Here is a 17,906-nt window from a genome sequence, read left to right on the forward strand (position 1 = left end):
GTGTTCGACATCAACGGCTGGGAAGTCATCGTCCTGGCCATCGTGGGCATCCTCGTCCTTGGTCCGGAGCGCCTTCCGGAATATGCCGCCAAGCTCGCCGACCTGGTCCGTCAGGTCCGCGGCCTCGCGCAGAACGCCCGGACCCAGCTCAAGGAGCAGATGGGCCCCGACTTCGACGACGTCGACTGGAAGCAGTACGACCCGCGCCAGTACGACCCGCGCCGCATCGTGCGAGAGGCCTTGATGGACGAGCCCAGCCCGTCCGACGAGCCAGTCGAGCCTATGGATAAACCCCAGTCCGGCTCGATGGCCCCGGTGCCCCAGCCCCTCCACGACAGTGCCAAGCCGACCCCGTGGGACGCCGACGCGACCTGACCCGGGTGGCAGCGCTGCTGGGGCGTCTCGAGCCCGTAGCTAGGCCGATCGGCTGATGAGCTCTTCGGCGACCCATCGTGCGACCTCGGCGGGGTAGGGCGCCGGGAGCATGAGCACGATGTGGTGGAAGCCGGCCTGGAGCGCCTGGTCGATCGCGGCGCGGGTGTCGCCGGGCCGATCGTAGGAGACCGGCACGTTGGTCGAGCGGGTGATCGCCAGAGGGTCCCGACCGATCTCGGCGCAGAAGCCGTCCAGTACGGCGCCGCGACGGAGGCCGTCGGCCATGTCGCCGCCCTGGAAGTTCCACAGGTCGGCGTGCTCGGCCACCACCCGGAGCGTGGGAGTCGAGCCGCCACCGATGAGGATCGGCGGACGGGGTCGTTGCACCGGTTTGGGGTTGCAGAACGCTCCGGTCAGGTGGACGAAGTCCCCGTCGAAGTCGAACGGCTCGTCCGACGTCCACAGCCGCTCGATGACCGTGCAGGCCTCGGCCAACGCCCCGACCGCGTGAGCGGCGTCGTGGAAGGGCAGGCCGTGGGCCTCGTACTCGCGCCTGGCCACGGGGGCACTCGGACGAGACCCGGCACCGATGCCGAAGTCGAGCCGTCCGTGGGAGACGACGTCCACGGTCGCGGCGATCTTGGCGAGCATGGCGGGCGGGCGGAACCGGTTGCTCGTCACCAGCAAACCGAGCCGCAGCCGTTCGGTCTGAGCAGCCAGCGCGGACAACAGCGTCCAGCCTTCGTAGGCCGGCCCGTTCGGGTCGCCGCCGATCGGCATGAGGTGGTCGAACAACCAGGCATGCTCGATCTGCGGGATCGCGTCGGCCTCGAGCCAGACCCGTTGGACGTCGTCGTAGTCGACCTGCATCGGCGCGGTCATGATCCCGAAGCTCGGCTGGTGCCCCTGTGTCACGCGCCGACCTCATCGTGGCTGTCTACCGTCACCAGGTCGAGGCCTGCGCGGCAGCCGGCCCGGTACTGTCGGCGAACAGCGACAGCCCGTTCAGTGCGCTGACACGATGGATCGACCTCTTCGTCGACTTCCTGGTCACCAAACACGGCCTCGCCGCGGTCCTTCAGTCCGGCAACGCCGACTTCGAGACGCTGCACGACTACTTCCTCGACCGGCTGGTCCCGGTGTGCACCCTGCTGGTCGACGCCTCGGCCGAGGCCGGCGAGATCCGCTCGGACGTGGGCGCATACGAGCTGATGCGCGGGATCGGCAACCTGTGCGTGGGGGCCGACTCACGTGGCGACGACAGCTCCGAGACCACCGCTCGCTACGACGCGCGCCGCCTGGTCGACCTGCTGGTCGCCGGACTACGCAGCGTCAGGTCAGCGCCCGGTCGGGGTGAGACCGAGGGAGCGCCCCGCCAGGCCGCGGGCCCGCACGGACAGGGCACGGGCCACACCGCGTAGCGCCACCGCAGCGGGCGAGTCGGGCACACCGAGCACGACCGGTATGCCGCTGTCCCCACCCTCGCGGACGCGCGTGTCGAGCGGGATCTGCCCGAGTAACGGCACCGGCGCGCCGACCGAGCGCGTGAGCGAGTCGGAGACGGCCTGACCGCCGCCGGAGCCGAAGATCTCGTGCCGCGACCCGTCCGGCATCTCGAGCCAGGACATGTTCTCGACGACCCCGACCAGACGTTGGTGGGTCTGCAAAGCGATGGCTCCGGCGCGTTCGGCCACCTCGGCGGCCGCTTGTTGCGGGGTGGTGACGACGAGGATCTCGGCCGTGGGGATCAGCTGCGCCACCGAGATGGCGATGTCCCCCGTGCCGGGCGGCAGGTCCAGCAGCAGCACGTCGAGGTCACCCCAGAACACGTCGCCGAGGAACTGCTGCAGGGCCCGGTGGAGCATCGGTCCGCGCCACACCACCGGCTGGTTCCCGGGGACGAACATCCCGATCGAGATGACCTTCACGTCGTACGAGATGGGGGGCAGGATCATGTCGTCGACCTGGGTCGGACGCTGCTGCACACCGAGCATCCGCGGCACCGAGAACCCGTAGACGTCGGCGTCGACCACCCCGACCCGCAGCCCCTGGGCGGCCATCGACGCGGCGAGGTTGACGGTCACCGAGGACTTGCCGACGCCCCCCTTGCCGGAGGCGATGGCATATACGCGGGTGAGCGAGCCCGGTCTGGCGAACGGGATCTCGCGCTCCGCCTGCCCGCCCCGCAGCTGGGTCTTGAGCGTGGCGCGCTGCTCGTCGCTCATCACGTCGAGGGTGACGTCGACCGTGTCGACGCCCTCGACGGCGACCAGGGCGGCGGTGATGTCCTTGGTCAGCGTCTCCTTCATCGGGCAGCCGGCCACGGTGAGGAAGATCGTCACGGCTACTCGGCCGGCGTCGTCGACCGCGACGGACTTGACCATGCCGAGCTCGGTGATGGGCTTGCGGATCTCGGGGTCGTTCACACGCGAGAGCGCGGAGAGCAGCTCATCCTGGGTGGGCAGAACGCTGGTAGGCACGTTCTCCATGCTATGTCGGCTCAGGAGCAGCGGCTGACCCGTCGGCCGGGCTGCGGGTGTGACCCCGCGCACCCATCAGACCATGAGGTCGTCCATGTCCTCGAGCTCCTTGCCCTTGGTCTCCTTGACCCATCTGACGACGAAGATCAACGACAGCAGCGCCATTACGGCGTAGAAGCCGTACGAGAGGGAAAGGGAGATGTCCTTCATCGTCGGGAAGCTGACGGTGATCAGCCAGTTGGCCACCCACTGGGCGCCGGCGGCCAGCGAGAGCGCGGCCGCGCGAATCCGGTTCGGGAAAGACTCGCCAAGCAGAACCCAGACGACTGGGCCCCACGACATACCGAACGCGATGACAAAGACGTTCGCCGCGACCAAGGCGATCGGACCCTCGGCGCCAGTCAACACGGGGTTCACCGCACCCGCTGCATCCGTGGTGGTCTTGGCGACACCGAAGATCAACGCCATCACGCCGAGGCTCACCGTCATCCCGATCGAGCCGATGACGAGCAGCGGCTTGCGTCCGACACGGTCGACGGTGGCGATGGCGATCAGGGTCGTCACGATGTTGACGACCGCGGTGATGACGGTGATCTTGAAGGAGTCGGCCTCGCTGAACCCGACTGCCTCCCAGAGAATGTTGGAGTAGTAGAAGATCACGTTGATGCCGACGAACTGCTGGAAGACGGACAGCAGTATGCCGATCCAGACGATGGGCAGCAGCCCGCCCTTGGGTGCCCGCAGGTCGGACCAGGACGGTTTGGTGTCGGACTTGAGGGAGTGCTGGATGCGGGTGACCCGCTCCTCGGTGCCTTTGGAGCCCAGCATCAAGTCGAGCACGCGGCGAGCCTCGGGGATTTGCCGGTTCGCGATCAGGTAGCGCGGGGACTCGGGGATGAACAGCGACAGGCCCCCGTAGAGGACGGCGGGGACGATCATCGCGAGGAACATCCAGCGCCACGCGTCGAGCCCGAACCAGAACGGGCTGGAGGAGCTGCCCGCGACCGTCGCGAAGATGTAGTCGACAAGCAGCGAAAGGAAGATGCCCGTGACGATGGCCAGCTGTTGCAGCGAACCCAGCCGGCCACGCAACCGGGCGGGCGCGATCTCGGCGATGTATGCGGGGGCGATCACCGATGCGATGCCCACGCCGAGACCGCCGATGATGCGGAACACGATGAGCACGAGCAGGTCGGGGGCGAAGCCGGACCCGAGGGCGCTGATGAGAAAAAGCACGGCGGCGACCTGCATGACGCGCAGCCGGCCGAACCGGTCGGCAATCCGACCCGCCAACACAGCGCCGACGGCGGCGCCGAGCAGCGCGGACGCCACCGCGAACCCCAAGGCGCCGGACTCGACGTCGAACACCTTGCCGATCGCGCTGACCGCGCCGTTGATGACGGCGCTGTCGTAGCCGAACAGGAACCCGCCGAGCGCGGCGACCGCGGCGACCTTGATTGCTGGACCGATGGGGGCGTTCTCGTCGTCCTCGCCGAGTGGGCCTGTGCTGGGGATCGAGCTGGTGTCAGCCATCGGAACCGCCTCACGCGTCGTGGTGTTTGCGGTTCATTGTGTACCCGGGGAGTCGGGCGTGACCGGCACCGGCAGGCACAAAATGCACAAGTCTTATCGGCGCGGCTCGTCGTCGACGCTGCCCGACAGACCGCGCTCCTCCATCTCGTCCAGCAGCTGGCGCAGTTCGGAGCGCACGAAGTCCCGAGTCGCTATGTCTCGCAACGCGATCCGCAACGCCGCGACCTCTCGGGTGAGGAACTCGGTGTCGGCGAGGTTGCGCTCGTCCCTGGCTCTGTCCTGCTCCAACGCAACGCGGTCGCGGTCGGCCAGGCGGTTCTGGGCTAGCAGGATGAGGGGCGCCGCATAGGACGCCTGCAGCGACAGGATGAGCGTGAGCAGGGTGTAGTTCGTCGCGCGCGGGTCGAACTGATGTGCCTCGGGCGCGAAGGTGTTCCACACCAGCCAGGCCCCGACAAAGACGGTCATGCCGACGATGAACGAGGCGGTTCCCATCCCGCGGGCGAATGCCTCGCTCCACCGTCCGAAGGTCTCCGGTGAGAAGGACGGCGTGGGGACGAAGCGTCGCCGGAACTCCTGGGGCTGGTCGAGTCGGGGCGCGTCGTCCCGCCTGCGCCCAGACCGAACGACTCGCCGGTCCGCTCGGTCGTTCCGGTCAGCCACGGGTCACCTCACGCCCGCTGCGCCGGTCCTCGTGACGGTCCTCCCGCCAGTCCTCCGGGAGGATGTGGTCGAGGACGTCGTCCACGGTGACCGCGCCGAGGAAACGCCCGTCCCGGTCGACCACCGGGACGGCGACCAGGTTGTAGGTCGCAAGCATCCGGGTGACCTGCTCGAGCGGAGCGTCGACCGGCATCGGTTCTATTCCCTTGTCCACCACCGAACCCACTGAGGAGTGCGGCGGTTCGCGCAGCAACCGTTGGATGTGGACGACGCCGATGAACCTCCCCGTCGGCGTCTCCAGTGGTGGCCGGCATACGAAGATCGTGGAGGCGAGGGCGGGAGCCAGCTCTTCGCGGCGGACGACCGCCAGCGCCTCGGCGATCGTGGCCTCAGGGCCGAGGATGACGGGCTCGGTGGTCATCAGGCCACCAGCGGTCTTCTCGTCGTAAGCCAGCAATCGGCGCAGGGGCGCGGCCTCGTCCGGTTCCATCAGCTGCAGAAGCTGCTCCTGTTGGTCCGTCGACAGCTCGGCCAGCAGGTCGGCCGCGTCATCGGGCTGCATGGCTTCGAGGATGTCGGCGGCGCGTTCGGTGTCGAGCCCCGCGAGGATCTCGACCTGGTCGTCCTCGGGTAGCTCCTCGAGGATGTCGGCGAGCCGCTCGTCGTCGAGCTCGGCGGCGACCTGGGCACGCCGCTGCGGGCTGAGGTCGTGGATCATGTTGGCGAGGTCAGCGACCCGAAGGTCGTCGTAGCTCTCGAGGAGCTTGGCCGCGCTCTGGTCGCCCGAGCGGATCCGCAGGCCCTCGACGTCCTCGATGTCCACGAGCACGGTCTCGCCGCGCCTACGCAGCGTCAGTCCGCGGCCCTGGGAGCCACCATCCTTGCGACAGAACACCTTGGTGACGTTCCAGTTGCGACCGCGCGCCTCCATGGCGACGTCCTCGACAGTGCCGGGAAACGAGCCGTCGGGGGAGGTCACGGTGACGCTGCGCTCCAAGAGCTCGGCGAGGACGAGTGTCTCGTTGGTGCGCGACTCGAACCGGCGCATGTTGACCAGGCCGGTGGTGATGACCTGACCGGCGTCGAGCGAGGTGACCCTCGTCATCGGCACGAACACCCGGCGCCGTCCGGGCACCTCCACGACCAGACCGATGACGCGTGGCCGAGCCACCGTGCTGCTGAACGCCACGACGACATCGCGAACCCGACCGACCGGGTCGCCCAACGGGTCGAAGACGCGCAGGCCGGCGAGGCGCGCGACGAAGACACGGGAGGCGGGGCTCACGGGGCAAGGTTAGCCGCAGCGGTATGCGTCGCCCGGCCGCCGCGGCAGGTTCACCGGAACGGCTTTTCGGAACGGGTCAGCGAGTGCCGCGGCGCCGTTTGGGCCGCCCGAACAGGTGCCACGGACGCCACCGGCTGGTGGTGGCGCGGGATGCCGGGGGGGTCGCGGCGCCCGACCCGTCCGTGTAGCTGCCCGGACCTTCTACCGGGTTGCCGTACGGGGTCAGGGCCGTCACCGCGCACTCGTAACGCCAGCGGTCGAGGGCACCGGGCGGCGCGTTGAGTCGTCCTGCTGACAAGGCGGTGGTGGCGGTCTCCCACTGCGGTTCGGTGTCGGCGAGGACGCGGGTTCTGGCCCGCACGCGCAGGAGTCGGCCGCCGGTGTCCTGGCTGCGCAGCACGAGGACGACCTCCTCCGGTAGCCACGGCAGATGCTGCTCCCCGGGGCCGTTGACCACGTAGGCGGTCGGCGCGACCCAGGCGTGCCAGACCGGCCAGGCCCGGTCGCCCGGGACCTCGACCCAGATGATCCCCGACTTGGTCATCGCCTCGCCGACCAGGGCCGTGATGTTGGCGCCCTGGGCGGCGTCGACCTCCGGAGCGGGCTGCTCGGTCACGGTGCCGAGCGTAGGCGATGGTCAACCAGCCAGGTGTCGCGAGGCGAACGCGATCTGCGCCGGCACCGTGGTCCGCCAGTAGTCGTCGGTGTGGCCACCGGTGGCGAAGGTTCCCTCGGGCGGCTCGACGAAGCCCGTCACGAACGCCCGGTTGGCGACGATGAAGGGATCGGACGTCCCGCAGTCGACCCGCAGCGGGACTGCTCCGATGACGGTGCGCAAACCGAACACGTCGTGGTCCCGGAAGTCCTGGGCGTCGTCGAACGCACCCGGCGCACTCAACCCCGGTTGCTGCCACAGGGCGGCGCTCATCGTCGAGACCGCCCGGACCCGGCCTTTCAGGGTCGTCGCGCAGAGCAGCAGCGCGCCGTACCCGCCCATCGACCACCCCATCAGGGCCAGCCGGGAGGTGTCGAGACCGCGGGCCGCGAGCAGCGGGACCAGCTCGTCCGTCACCATGGCGCCGACATCGGTGCCGTCCTTGCGTCGGTGGTAGTAGCTGTCACCGCCGTCGACGCCCACCACGGCCAACGGCGCCACCATCGTCCCGGAGCGCATCAGGGCGCCGAGGTCGACAAGACCTTCGACGTCGCGGTGGCTCCCGCCCTTGCCGTGCAGGGCGACGACCACGGGCAGCGACGCATCGGTAGGGGAGTCGGGCGGGTAGAGCACGGCATACCCGGTGTCGACCCCGCCGCGCGCAGACGACCGGAACGACCCCTCGACCAGTCCTGGCGAGGGCGGCCGCAGCAGCGAGCACCCGGCGACGCTGCTCACGGCACCAGCGCCGGCCAGTCCCAGCGCACCCCGCAACACGGTGCGACGGCCGATGGTACCCACCGGGCGACCGTAGCGCGACTGACGGCGAACCCAGGCCGGATCCGGCTACTCGCCCGTCTCGCCGTCGATCGACTCCCGGACGAGGTCGGCGTGACCCGCGTGCCGGGCCGTCTCCTCGATCATGTGGAGAACGACCCAGCGCAACGAGACGTGCGAGCCGTTGCGCAGCGTCCCGACGGACAGGACCGCGAGGTCACCCGTCGCAGCCACGACCGCGCGGCTGCGCGCGCAGGCGTCGAGGTACGCCTGTTTCAGCTCGTCCGGCTAGGGGTCCGATGGCTCCTCCTGGCCTGGCTGTCGGTCATCGGTCACCACCTCGACGTCGCTGCCGCCATCAGGTCCCCGAAGAGCTCGCCGTCGTCGACGGGATATCCCCGCCGAGTGAACCAGTCGGCCATGTTCTTCGCGTCGCGCTCCAGGAACTCCGGTCCGTGCGGGTTGCCGATGATGTCGACGATCTGCGGCCAGTCGATCACCACGAGCCGCTCACCGTCGAGCAGCACGTTGTAGGGCGAGAGGTCCCCGTGCGCCCACCCACGCAACGCGAGCGTCGTCATGGTCTCGCGCAGCTGCTCGAACAGCTCGGGCAGCAGGTCGGCGGGGGGTCTGGTCTGGACCAGTCGAGGGGCTGCCTCGCCGTCCTGACCGATGAGCTCCATCAGCATCTCGGTGTCGCCCAGCTGGACGGGATAGGGCACGGGCAGCCCCATCTCCCAGAGCTTTCCGAGCGCGTCGAACTCGGCCATGGCCCACTGTCCAGTGATGAGGGCCTTGCCGAACTCGGTGCGACGTCCCATGGCCCGCATCTCGCGACTGCGCCGCACCCGTCGGCCTTCGAGATAGCCGGTGTCTCGGTGGAACATCCGGTGTTCGGCGCCGCGGAACCGTTTGGCGGCCATCAGGACGTCCTGGCCCGGCTGGTCGGGAACCCAGCGGCGCACGATGTGGACCTCCGCCTCCTTGCCGGACTTGAGCACGCCGAGGTCGGCATCGACCGCGCCGAGGGCGGTGACGACCCAGTCGGGTCGAGGTTTCGGGCCGTGCATCGACCCGTCCCACGAGGACCACTGGTCTCCTGCGGGCGGTCCGTCGGGCTTGCTGTCAAGCGCGAACGACGCGATGTCCCAGTCGTCGGCGGATGGTGTTGCAGGTGTCACTGTGGATCTCCAGAGCTAAGAGGAACGCGGGGCAGAACACACCCAGGACAGTCGTCGACATGTCACTCCTCCTCGGATCGATCGCAGCAGGGCTCGAGCGTCTCGGATCGCAGCTCTGGCGCGCAACCGCTTTTCCCAACCTGTGTATCCGCGTCTGAGCTACGACCTCCTTGTGACGAACCGGTTTTGCGCAATGTGCCGCTCTACACGCCGGTGAGGTGCACGCTAGGTGTCCTCACTGGCCTTCACCCCGGCAGGAGGCGACAGGTGGCGACGACGTCGTTCGCTCGCGGGCGGTTGCGTGTCACGCACCCGGTGACCTACCGCGCCACGAGCGTGCGCACGCGAAGCCGAGGGATCGACGGGACTACTCCCCAGGACGTCGATACGGTGGTCGTGAACACGTTGCGGGACAACGGGTTCAACCAGGTGCAGCGGGTCGCCATCACGTCGGGCACTGGTCGTGGTCTCGGTGACCGAGGGCTGCGGGCTCGTCCGCGCCCGGCCGCCGTCACGATCGCTCTGGACGTGGCCGATGACGAGGATGCCGTGGTCCTGCTCGAGACCGGTGGCTGTTACTCGTGGGTCCTCCCGACGCACGAACCGCGGCCCCGCAGCCGCGGCACGGACCGGGCGTTGTCCGGCCGGGTGGCGCGGTTCGACATCAGCATCGCACCGACCTCCGGGGCAGCCGAACGCACGCGAGTCCGTGACCTCGGCTGGCCGACCAGCAGTGCCGGAGCCCGTGCAACCGTGCTGTCGTTCGCGGCCGGCGCCCTCGGCGACGCCGCGATACGCCTGCTGGAGAGTCGGGTGGAGCCGGGGTTCGTGCACGTGACCTCCGCCGATCCGAGCGGGTGGACGCGCGTCGACGACCTCGCGGCCGTGGGTCTCGACGCCGCCCGCCCCAACCGCGTTCTGCTCCTGGTCCACGGAACGTTCGACTCGACCCTCGGCGCCTTCTCCGGCCTGGCCGCCACCGCAGAGGGGCGTGCCTTCCTCGAGGCGGCGGTCGAGGCATACGACGCGGTCGTCGGTTTCGACCACCGCACCCTCAGCGTCGACCCTTTGGCCAATGCCACCGACCTTGGGCAGCGACTCGTCGCCCTGGTCGCCACGGCGCCGGTGACGCTCGATGTGTTGTGCCACAGCCGCGGTGGGCTCACGGCACGAAGCTTCGCCGAGTCGGTGCTGCCGGGCCTGGCCTGGCGGGGTCGGGTGGACCGGGCAGTGTTCGTGGCTGCGACGAACGCCGGGACGCACTTCGCCGACGCAGATCGGTGGAAGGACCTCGCCGACCTCTACACCAACCTCGTCTCGGCGCACGCCCGAGCGCTCGCCGCCGTTCCCGGGGGCGGAGTGCTCGCCGACGCGGCCGTGTCGGCGATCAGGGGCATCGGCGCTCTCGTCAGCTGGCTCGCGTCCTACGCGACAGCGAGTGGGAGCGTCCCCGGCCTGGCGGCGATGAACCCCGACGGCGCGTTCGTCGAGACGATCAACCAGGACCAGCCTGGGCAGCCGCGTCCCGGCACCCCGTGGTTCGTCGTCTCGTCGGACTTCCATGCCACGACCGCCACCAGGCCCGAGGAGATCCCCGCCGAGGTTTTCAGCCGCCTCGTCGAGGGGGTCGTCGACAAGGTGTTCGACGGTCCGAACGACCTGGTCGTCGACGATGCGTCGATGAGCGCCATCGACCTGCCGCACGGTGGGGGATATGTGCGCGATACCCTCGCATTGGGAACGAATGCTGTTGTCTACCACACCAACTACTTCTCACAACCGGTTGTGGCCAAGGCCCTCCAGTCCTGGCTCGTCGACCGGCTCGACAGCCTCGACAGCCTCGACAGCCTTGACACAGCCTCGGCTGGGCCGCCTCCGAACCGTGTCGAACCACCTCTGGTCCCGCCTGAGCAACCGCACCAACGGGGGCCGGTCGCGGTCGAGGAGCGACTGCCGGACGGCTGGCAGCCCTCGTTCCCCACGAACGCCGAGCCGCCGGACGAGTCCGCGACGCCGACGGTCCGGGCGCGGCTGCGGGCCGAGATGCCCCTTCATCCGACGGTCGGCCTCAGCGTCTCGGTCCGGGTCCGGCTGTCACGCGGCCCACTCGACGCCGCCACAGGAACGGCCTCGCGGCAGACGGTGCTGACCATCCGGCCCGAGATCCCGGTGTCGATCCAGCTGGTGCCGTCGACGAACGCCGTCCTCGAGGACGAGGACCTGCGGCTGGTCCTGCTCCAGCCAGGCATCGCCTCGTCGGACGTCACTTTTGCGGTGCACGCAGTCGCGGTCGGGCCGGTACGCGTACGCGTTCTCGCCCGACAGGGAGCGGAGCTGCTCGGGACGCTCGAGCTGGCCACCGAGGCGGTCTCTGCTGCGGTCGCCGCGGCCGCCTCCGACGCACCGGGGGGACGACAAGCGGTGACCCGCGGTCAGGTCGAGATCGCGAGTAGCACCTCGCCAGTGCTGGCCGACACACCGTGGCTCGAGATCTCGCAGATCCAACGCGGTGGCCAGACCCACTTCCAGTACGAGCTGCGCATGCCCGGCGCCGACCTCTCTTCCACCGACCATCGGCTCACATACGAGTCCGCGGACATCGGTGACCCCGAGGCGTTCGTCTCGAACCGGATCAAGGAGGTGATGGCGCTGTGGTTCGACTACTCGACGGCACCGCGGACCTACCTCGCCAAGCTGCAGGACCTCGGCGCCGCCCTGTTCGAGCAGCTCTTCCCCCAGGAGATGCAGCGGTTCCTCTGGACGAACCGAGGCAGGCTCGAGGGCCTGTTCCTCCTCACCGACGAGCCGTTCATCCCCTGGGAGCTCGTGCATCTGAAGCCCGCCACCGGCCCACGCCAGAAGGCGCCGAGGTTCCTCGGCCAGCTCGGGCTTGTCCGGTGGCAGTTCACGCCTTTTCCGGCGACGGCGACCCTGCGGGCCCGGCCCGGGGAGGTCTTCGCAGTCTGTCCGGACTACGCCGACGACCGGAACGACCTGGACCAGGCCGGGCTGGAGAGGGCCTTCCTCACCGCCACCCTCGGCGCGACCGAGGTCACGGCGACCGAGGCCAAGGTCCGCGCGCTGCTGCGGCGCCGGGGGAGCTTCGACCTGTTGCACTTCAGCGGTCACGGCGAGGCCGACGCCACCAACATTGCCGACGCGCGGATTCTGTTGGCCGGACGCCGGGTCGGGGACGCCCTGGTGGCCGACTACCTGTCGTCGACGACCGTCGCGGAGAACGCCCGCTTGTCCAGACGCGACGGTCCTGGACCGCTGGTCGTCCTCAACGCCTGTCAGGTGGGCCGTTCGGGGGAGGAGCTGACCTCCCTCGGCGGGTTCGCACGTGCCTTCCTGGAGGCGGGGGCCTCCGCGTTCGTCTCCTGCCTGTGGTCGGTCAACCAGGTGCCGGCACAGGCCTTCGCCGAGACCTTCTACCGTCAGCTCCTCGACGGACGGACGGTCGCCGAGGCGGCCCTCGCCGCACGCAGCGCTGCCCGGAACGGCGACCGCGGCGACGCGACCTGGCTGGCCTACGTCGTCTACGCGCGCCCCGACGCTGTTCTCGTCCGGGACTGACCTCGGCAAAACCACTGCACCACACAGCTGTTCAAAAACTCAGTCATTCGGCTGCTCAGAAGCACGACTACACCGGAAGGACCCATCATGACTGCTCGCGCCCTCTGTGTCGGGATCAACGAGTTCGCCCACCTGCCCACCTCGAGCTGGCTGAACGGGTGCGTCAACGACGCGAACGACATGTCCGCGCTGCTGCTCACCCAGCCGGGCTTCACCCGCCGCAACGTCACCGTGCTGGCGGATGCCGCGGCCACCAAGGCCAACGTCATGACGGCGCTGACCGACATGGTCGGCAAGGCCAAGGCCGGCGCCCTGGACCACGTCGTCTTCTCCTTCTCCAGCCACGGAACGCAGGTGCCCGACACCAACGGCGACGAGAAGGTCGACCACGTCGACGAGGCGTTCGCCTGCCACGACATCGCCCAGAAGGGTGACGACTGGGACCGCGACACCGTGATCGTCGACGACGAGCTGAACGTCCTCCTCCAGGACATTCCCAAAGGCGTGCTCGTCGAGGTGGTCCTCGACACCTGCCACAGCGGGACGGGCCTGCGCGACATCGACCTGCTGTCGGGGCGGCGCCCTCGGTTCCTTCCTCCGCCCACCCGCAAAGGCATCCTGCGTCTGGCCCCGAAGTCGGACCCCAAGGGCCTGCAGGAGCTGGTCAGGTCGACGCCCGCGGCCACGAGGGCGGTCCTGTATGCCGCCTGTCGCGCGGACCAGACCTCGGCCGACGCCTACTTCGACGGACGTTACAACGGCGCGTTCACGTACTACTTTCTCGAGGCGGTCAAGGGCGGCGGCTATCCGTCCCGGTCTGCTCTGATGACCGCCGTCAGCCAGGCGCTGCGCACCGGTGACTTCGAACAGCGCGCCCAGCTCGAGGCGTCTCAGAGGGCCAAGCGGTCCGCTTTCGGTGCACTGCCGGACGGGTCGTGACCCGATGCCGCTCCTGAAGCACGCGTTCTGCCCGGGGTACCCGCCACCGTTCGACTCCCTCGTTGCGGACTACCCGGGTGAAGACGTATACCCGCAGAAGGACTTCCGCACCGAGTGGGGCCCGATCTTCCACCGGGGCCGTCTCGACGGCTCCGCCGTGGTGCTGGTCCTCGGGCAGGACCCCGCGACGCACGAGAGCGTCAGTCGCCGCATCCTCGTGGGTGAGGCGGGACAACGCGTGCAGGGGCTGCTCGCGAAGCTGGGGGTCGCCCACTCCTACACGATGGTGAATACGTTCCTCTACAGCGTCTACGGTCAGGGTGGCGGCAGCCGGCACGAGCACGACGAGCACATCGCGGACTACCGGAACCGTTGGCTCGACGCGCTTCTGGACGGCACCCGCGTGACGACCGTGATCACCCTGGGCATGCTCGCGGCGTCGGCTTACCAGTCCTGGCTGGGCTCCCGCCCGCAGCTGGCTGCGGGACTACAGCACACCGCCCTGCGACACCCCACCTATCCCGAGAGCGCTTCGGCCAGTGGCCAGAAGACGCTCGCCGCGGCCACCGAGATCCTGCTCTCCGACTGGAACGCCCACCTGCCCGAGCTGAGGTCACACGTCCAGCCAGACTTCCCTCCAACTGCGACGGTCTATGGAAACAGCTGGCAGGAGGGCGATCTCGCCCGGATCCCCCAGGCAGACCTGCCGCCCGGTTCGCCGGACTGGTGGTTCGAGCTGGCGGCGTGGGCCTCACGGACGGGCAAGGACACCCAGCTGAAACGCGCGACCATCCAGGTGGTCGTCCCCACCCGGGCGCGCACCTGGCCCGTCCTCACCCCGACCGGCGGGAGCTGACGCGATGGCTTCCACCGGAACGTTCGAACGCGCATACAAGCGCGGCGTGACGCGGCGGCAGGAACCTGCGCCGCGCCGCCCCCGGGCCTTGCCCCCTGCTCCGTTCTGCCTGCACGGCGCGGTGATCACGCCCGATGAGGCGTGGCCGAGCGGTTACGTCACCGTCGAGAACGGGGTCATTGCGACCGTCGGGAAACGCAAGCCGACCGGTGTCACGGTCACCGAGACCGACGGCGTGATCCTGCCCGGGCTGCTCGACCTGCACGGACACCCGGAGTTCAACGTCTTCGCGGCCTGGGAGCCACCGAGGCTTTATGCCAACCGGTACCGCTGGCGCGCAAGCACCCCGTATCGCGTCCTGGTCCGGGACCCGCAGAACACCATTCTCAGTACCCTGCCCCCGCAGACCCAGAGCCGGTATGCCGAGATCCGCGCCTTGACCGCCGGCGTGACGGCGATCCAAGGGGCCTCAGGAGCCAGCACCGCTACGGCAGAACCGTTGGTACGCAACGTGGATCTCTTCGTGTTCGGTGACCACCGTGCCCGGGCCATGATCGACCTGCCCACGGGTTCGAGCCGCGACATGCCTCGGCTCAAGAAGATCGTGGCCGACATCGGCACCGGTGATGTCGACGCCTTCTACCTGCACCTGTGCGAAGGCGTCCCGGGCGACGAACGCAGCGCCACGGAGTTCGCGAGCTTCCTGCACGCGGGCGCAGCCACCCCAGCGACCAACGTCATCCACGGTTCGGCGTTGTCCGAGACCGACCTGCACACGCTCGCCGACGCGGGGTGCCGGCTGGTCTGGTCGCCGCAGTCCAACCTGCGGCTCTACGGCGCGACGACATCCGCGGGCGTTGCGCGGCAGGCCGGTATGCAGGTGGCGCTCGGAGCCGACTGGTTGCCGTCGGGGTCGACCAGCCTGCTCGCCGAGATGAAGGTGGCGCGACGCCAGCTCGCCCTCCAGGGCCACCCGGTCACCGCGGCCGAGCTCGTAGCGATGGTCACCTCGGTGGCGGCGTCGGTCGCGGGCCTGTCAGCACATCTGGGAGCGGTTGCAGTGGGCCGGCCGGCGGACTTGTTGGTGCTCGAGCGCCATCACGCCGACCCCTACGAGAACGTCTGCCTGGCGGACCCGTCGTGGGTGGAGCTCGTCTGCATCGGCGGCGACATCACCTACGCGCGGCAGGACTGGTTCGAGCGGCTGTCCGGCAACGCGCAGAGCGACACGATCGAGTCGCTGCTCGCATGGGGAAAGCCGATGCGGCTCGACAACGGCTATGGGTCGGGCCACCAGTCGCCGACCCCGTCGCTGTCGCAGATCCGGACCTTGCTCACGACCACCTACCCGCAGGTAGGTCCGATCTACGCCTGACCTCTCTCACCACAGCACGCCTGATCGGGACGGAACCGTGACCTGGGGGCCGGGTCCGCGTCGCCGCCGCTGCGGGTGAGTCTGAGACAATCAGGCATGAGCACGCAACCGAACGGTCTCCGCACGGTCCGATCCCGCCTCGCGCTCGAGTACCCGATGTCGCTGGGTATCTTCGAGAAGTACGAGGAGGCCCAGAAGACGGTGGACACCCTCTCCGACGCGGAGTTCCCCGTGCAGAACTGCCTCATCGTCGGCACCGAGCTCAAACAGCTCGAGCGGGTCACCGGACGGCTCACCTGGGGGCGCGTGCTGCTCGGTGGCGCGCTCTCCGGCATCTGGCTCGGTCTGTTCATCGGCCTGATCTTCGCGCTGTTCACCTCGCAGGGCAGCCCGGTCGGGATCGTCGTCGCGACGGTGCTCTTCGGCGCCCTCTTCGGTGTCATCTGGGGCGCCATCACCTACTCCCTCACCGGCGGTCGGCGCGACTTCAGCTCGGTGAGCCTCACCGTACCGAGCAAGTACGAGGTGCTCGTGGAGCACAAGCACGCCCAGCGGGCCCGCGAGATCCTCGGCGCCGGCGGCCTCGGCGGGGCGTCTGCCTATGCCGCGCAGCAGGTCACGACGCCGGCCGCGGCTCCCGAGCAGGTGCCCCCGCCCGCCGGCTCGATCTGAGCGAAAGGGCTCAGCGGCCCCAGATCCGGGCGATCCAGGCCTCGACGTCGTCAGCCGTGCGAGGCATACCGGCTGAGAGGTTCTCGAACCCGTCGGCGGTGATGAGGACGTCGTCCTCGATCCGCACGCCCGTCCCGCGGAACGCCTCGGGGACCAGCTGGTCGTCGGCCTTGAAGTAGAGACCGGGCTCGACGGTCAGGATCATCCCCGCCTCGAGCACGCCGTCCTTGTACTCCTCACGCGTCGCCTGGGCGCAGTCGTGCACGTCCAGGCCCAGGTGATGGCTTGTGCCGTGCACCATCCAACGGCGGAACTGCTGGCCGTGCTCGGTGTCGAGGGCTGCCTCGACGTCGACGCCTTCGGGGAGAAACCCCCACTCGTGCAGGTGCTCGGCGATCACCCGGATCGCGGTGTCGTGGATCTCGCTGTACTTCACGCCCGGCCGCATCACCTGCATCGCCGCCTGCTGGGCCGCGTAGACGGCGTCGTAGATGGTGCGCTGCGTCTCGGTGAAGGTCCCGTCGATCGGAAGCGTGCGGGTGATGTCGGCGGTGAAGAGGGAGTCCACCTCCACGCCGGCGTCGAGCAGCAGCAGGTCACCCTCCAGCACGTCACCGGTGTTCTTGACCCAGTGCAGCGTGGTCGCGTGGTCACCGCTGGCGCAGATGGATTCGTATCCGATGCCGTTGCCACTGTGCCGGGCGTGCAGGCCGAAGACACCTTCGACCCAGCGCTCACCACGACCGCGGGCCAGGGCCTCGCGCAGCTCGGCGATGACCGCCTCGAAGCCTTCCTGGGTAGCGGCCACGGCCTGACGCATCTGCTCGATCTCGTACTCGTCCTTGACGAGCCGCAGGCTGGACAGGGCCGAGGCGAGCGCATCGTCCGCCTCGACGCGGGTCTGCTCTGCCGCCTCGACGGACTCCTCCGACTCCTCCGTCGCGGTGCTGCGGACCTCGTCGAGGGTCGCGGTGAGGTCCCGGTCGGCGTCCCGGACGACGCGAACAACGAGGTGTCCGGCGTCCTTGGCGACCGCGTCGGAGAAGTCGTCGATGTGGCGTGCGGTGATGCCGAACTCGGCCTCGATGTCCTCGAGCGTCGGCCTCGGACCGACCCAGAACTCCCCGTAACGCGAGTCGCTGAAGAACTCGTCCGTGTCGCGACCGCCCCAGGGCCGGAAGTAGAGGACGGCGTCGTGACCGCCCTCCTCGCGGGGTTCGAGGACGAGGACGGCGTCGGGTTCCTGGTCACCGCCGAACCCGGTCAGGTGAGCGAACGCGCTGTGCGGTCGGAACACGTAGTCGCAGTCGTTGCTGCGCACCTTCAGGCCCCCGGCGGGGATGACGAGGCGGTCACCGGGGAACCTGGCGCTGATCGCCTCCCGACGGGTGGCCGCATACGAGGCGACCTCGGCCCGCTCCGGAAGCGTGGTCGAGCGCGGCGACCAGCCTGACGAGACGAAGGACCGCAGCTCGTCGGTGGTCGGACGGGCTCCGTTGAGGCTCTTCTTCTGTTCTTCGCTCACGGTCTCCATGGTGC

Annotated in this window: 17 protein-coding genes; 7 read left to right on the plus strand and 10 right to left on the minus strand. The window is 69.2% G+C overall.

What is annotated here, in order from left to right; translation table 11 throughout:
• Positions 1 to 375 carry a twin-arginine translocase TatA/TatE family subunit gene (locus ABI385_RS13355; RefSeq protein WP_348104240.1) on the plus strand — a complete coding sequence of 125 codons (375 nt, stop codon included), beginning with the start codon at positions 1 to 3 and terminating at the stop codon, positions 373 to 375.
• Positions 376 to 414: 39 nt separating this feature from the next.
• Here ABI385_RS13355 and ABI385_RS13360 read toward each other — a convergent pair whose 3' ends face one another.
• Positions 415 to 1,290, minus strand: coding sequence for an LLM class flavin-dependent oxidoreductase (locus ABI385_RS13360; protein ID WP_348104241.1), 876 nt, complete (start codon positions 1,288 to 1,290; stop codon positions 415 to 417).
• On the opposite strand from ABI385_RS13360, the gene ABI385_RS13365 reads away from it, so the two are divergent.
• Positions 1,284 to 1,796, plus strand: coding sequence for a TetR family transcriptional regulator (locus ABI385_RS13365; protein WP_348104242.1), 513 nt, complete (start codon positions 1,284 to 1,286; stop codon positions 1,794 to 1,796). The two genes, ABI385_RS13360 and ABI385_RS13365, sit on opposite strands and share 7 nt — an antisense overlap.
• On the opposite strand, the gene ABI385_RS13370 is transcribed toward ABI385_RS13365, so the two are convergent.
• From ABI385_RS13370 to ABI385_RS13405, 8 genes are all read right to left on the minus strand, one after another.
• The gene (locus ABI385_RS13370; RefSeq protein WP_348104243.1) at positions 1,713 to 2,855 is read right to left on the minus strand and encodes an Mrp/NBP35 family ATP-binding protein; all 1,143 of its coding nucleotides are present in this window, start codon (positions 2,853 to 2,855) and stop codon (positions 1,713 to 1,715) included. The genes ABI385_RS13365 and ABI385_RS13370 overlap by 84 nt on opposite strands.
• Positions 2,856 to 2,930: 75 nt before the next feature.
• On the minus strand, positions 2,931 to 4,388 hold the full coding sequence (locus ABI385_RS13375) for a sugar porter family MFS transporter (protein WP_348104244.1): 1,458 nt from the start codon (positions 4,386 to 4,388) through the stop codon (positions 2,931 to 2,933).
• 93 nt (positions 4,389 to 4,481) lie between these two features.
• Positions 4,482 to 5,051, minus strand: coding sequence for a DUF1003 domain-containing protein (locus ABI385_RS13380; protein ID WP_348104245.1), 570 nt, complete (start codon positions 5,049 to 5,051; stop codon positions 4,482 to 4,484).
• Positions 5,044 to 6,336: a magnesium transporter MgtE N-terminal domain-containing protein gene (locus ABI385_RS13385; RefSeq protein ID WP_348104246.1), complete on the minus strand. Its 1,293-nt coding sequence runs from the start codon at positions 6,334 to 6,336 to the stop codon at positions 5,044 to 5,046. Before ABI385_RS13385 ends, ABI385_RS13380 begins: the two co-directional genes overlap by 8 nt.
• Before the next feature lie 76 nt (positions 6,337 to 6,412).
• Positions 6,413 to 6,952: a hypothetical protein gene (locus ABI385_RS13390; RefSeq protein ID WP_348104247.1), complete on the minus strand. Its 540-nt coding sequence runs from the start codon at positions 6,950 to 6,952 to the stop codon at positions 6,413 to 6,415.
• 21 nt (positions 6,953 to 6,973) lie between these two features.
• Complete coding sequence (locus ABI385_RS13395; protein WP_348104248.1) at positions 6,974 to 7,792, minus strand: alpha/beta hydrolase-fold protein; 819 nt, start codon at positions 7,790 to 7,792, stop codon at positions 6,974 to 6,976.
• 45 nt (positions 7,793 to 7,837) lie between these two features.
• On the minus strand, positions 7,838 to 8,047 hold the full coding sequence (locus ABI385_RS13400; protein ID WP_348104270.1) for a DUF664 domain-containing protein: 210 nt from the start codon (positions 8,045 to 8,047) through the stop codon (positions 7,838 to 7,840).
• 53 nt (positions 8,048 to 8,100) lie between these two features.
• The gene (locus ABI385_RS13405; RefSeq protein WP_348104249.1) at positions 8,101 to 8,949 is read right to left on the minus strand and encodes an RIO1 family regulatory kinase/ATPase; all 849 of its coding nucleotides are present in this window, start codon (positions 8,947 to 8,949) and stop codon (positions 8,101 to 8,103) included.
• Between the two features lie 267 nt (positions 8,950 to 9,216).
• Between ABI385_RS13405 and ABI385_RS13410 the strand changes: the two genes are divergently transcribed.
• The 5 genes from ABI385_RS13410 (at position 9,217) to ABI385_RS13430 (ending at position 16,367) form a co-directional block, all read left to right on the plus strand.
• Positions 9,217 to 12,525 carry a CHAT domain-containing protein gene (locus tag ABI385_RS13410; RefSeq protein ID WP_348104250.1) on the plus strand — a complete coding sequence of 1,103 codons (3,309 nt, stop codon included), beginning with the start codon at positions 9,217 to 9,219 and terminating at the stop codon, positions 12,523 to 12,525.
• 87 nt (positions 12,526 to 12,612) lie between these two features.
• Entirely contained in the window at positions 12,613 to 13,464 is an 852-nt protein-coding gene (locus ABI385_RS13415) for a caspase family protein (protein ID WP_348104251.1), read from the plus strand.
• Positions 13,465 to 13,468: 4 nt separating this feature from the next.
• Entirely contained in the window at positions 13,469 to 14,320 is an 852-nt protein-coding gene (locus ABI385_RS13420; protein ID WP_348104252.1) for a uracil-DNA glycosylase family protein, read from the plus strand.
• Between the two features lie 4 nt (positions 14,321 to 14,324).
• A complete protein-coding gene (locus ABI385_RS13425; RefSeq protein WP_348104253.1) occupies positions 14,325 to 15,695 on the plus strand; it encodes an amidohydrolase family protein in 1,371 nt (456 codons plus the stop codon).
• Positions 15,696 to 15,791: 96 nt separating this feature from the next.
• Positions 15,792 to 16,367: a general stress protein gene (locus ABI385_RS13430; RefSeq protein WP_348104254.1), complete on the plus strand. Its 576-nt coding sequence runs from the start codon at positions 15,792 to 15,794 to the stop codon at positions 16,365 to 16,367.
• A 10-nt stretch (positions 16,368 to 16,377) separates the two neighbouring features.
• On the opposite strand, the gene ABI385_RS13435 is transcribed toward ABI385_RS13430, so the two are convergent.
• On the minus strand, positions 16,378 to 17,892 hold the full coding sequence (locus ABI385_RS13435) for an aminopeptidase P family protein (protein ID WP_348104255.1): 1,515 nt from the start codon (positions 17,890 to 17,892) through the stop codon (positions 16,378 to 16,380).
• Positions 17,893 to 17,906: the final 14 nt, after the last annotated feature.

The organism is Lapillicoccus sp. (assembly GCF_039935575.1).
Classification (GTDB): domain Bacteria; phylum Actinomycetota; class Actinomycetes; order Actinomycetales; family Dermatophilaceae; genus Lapillicoccus.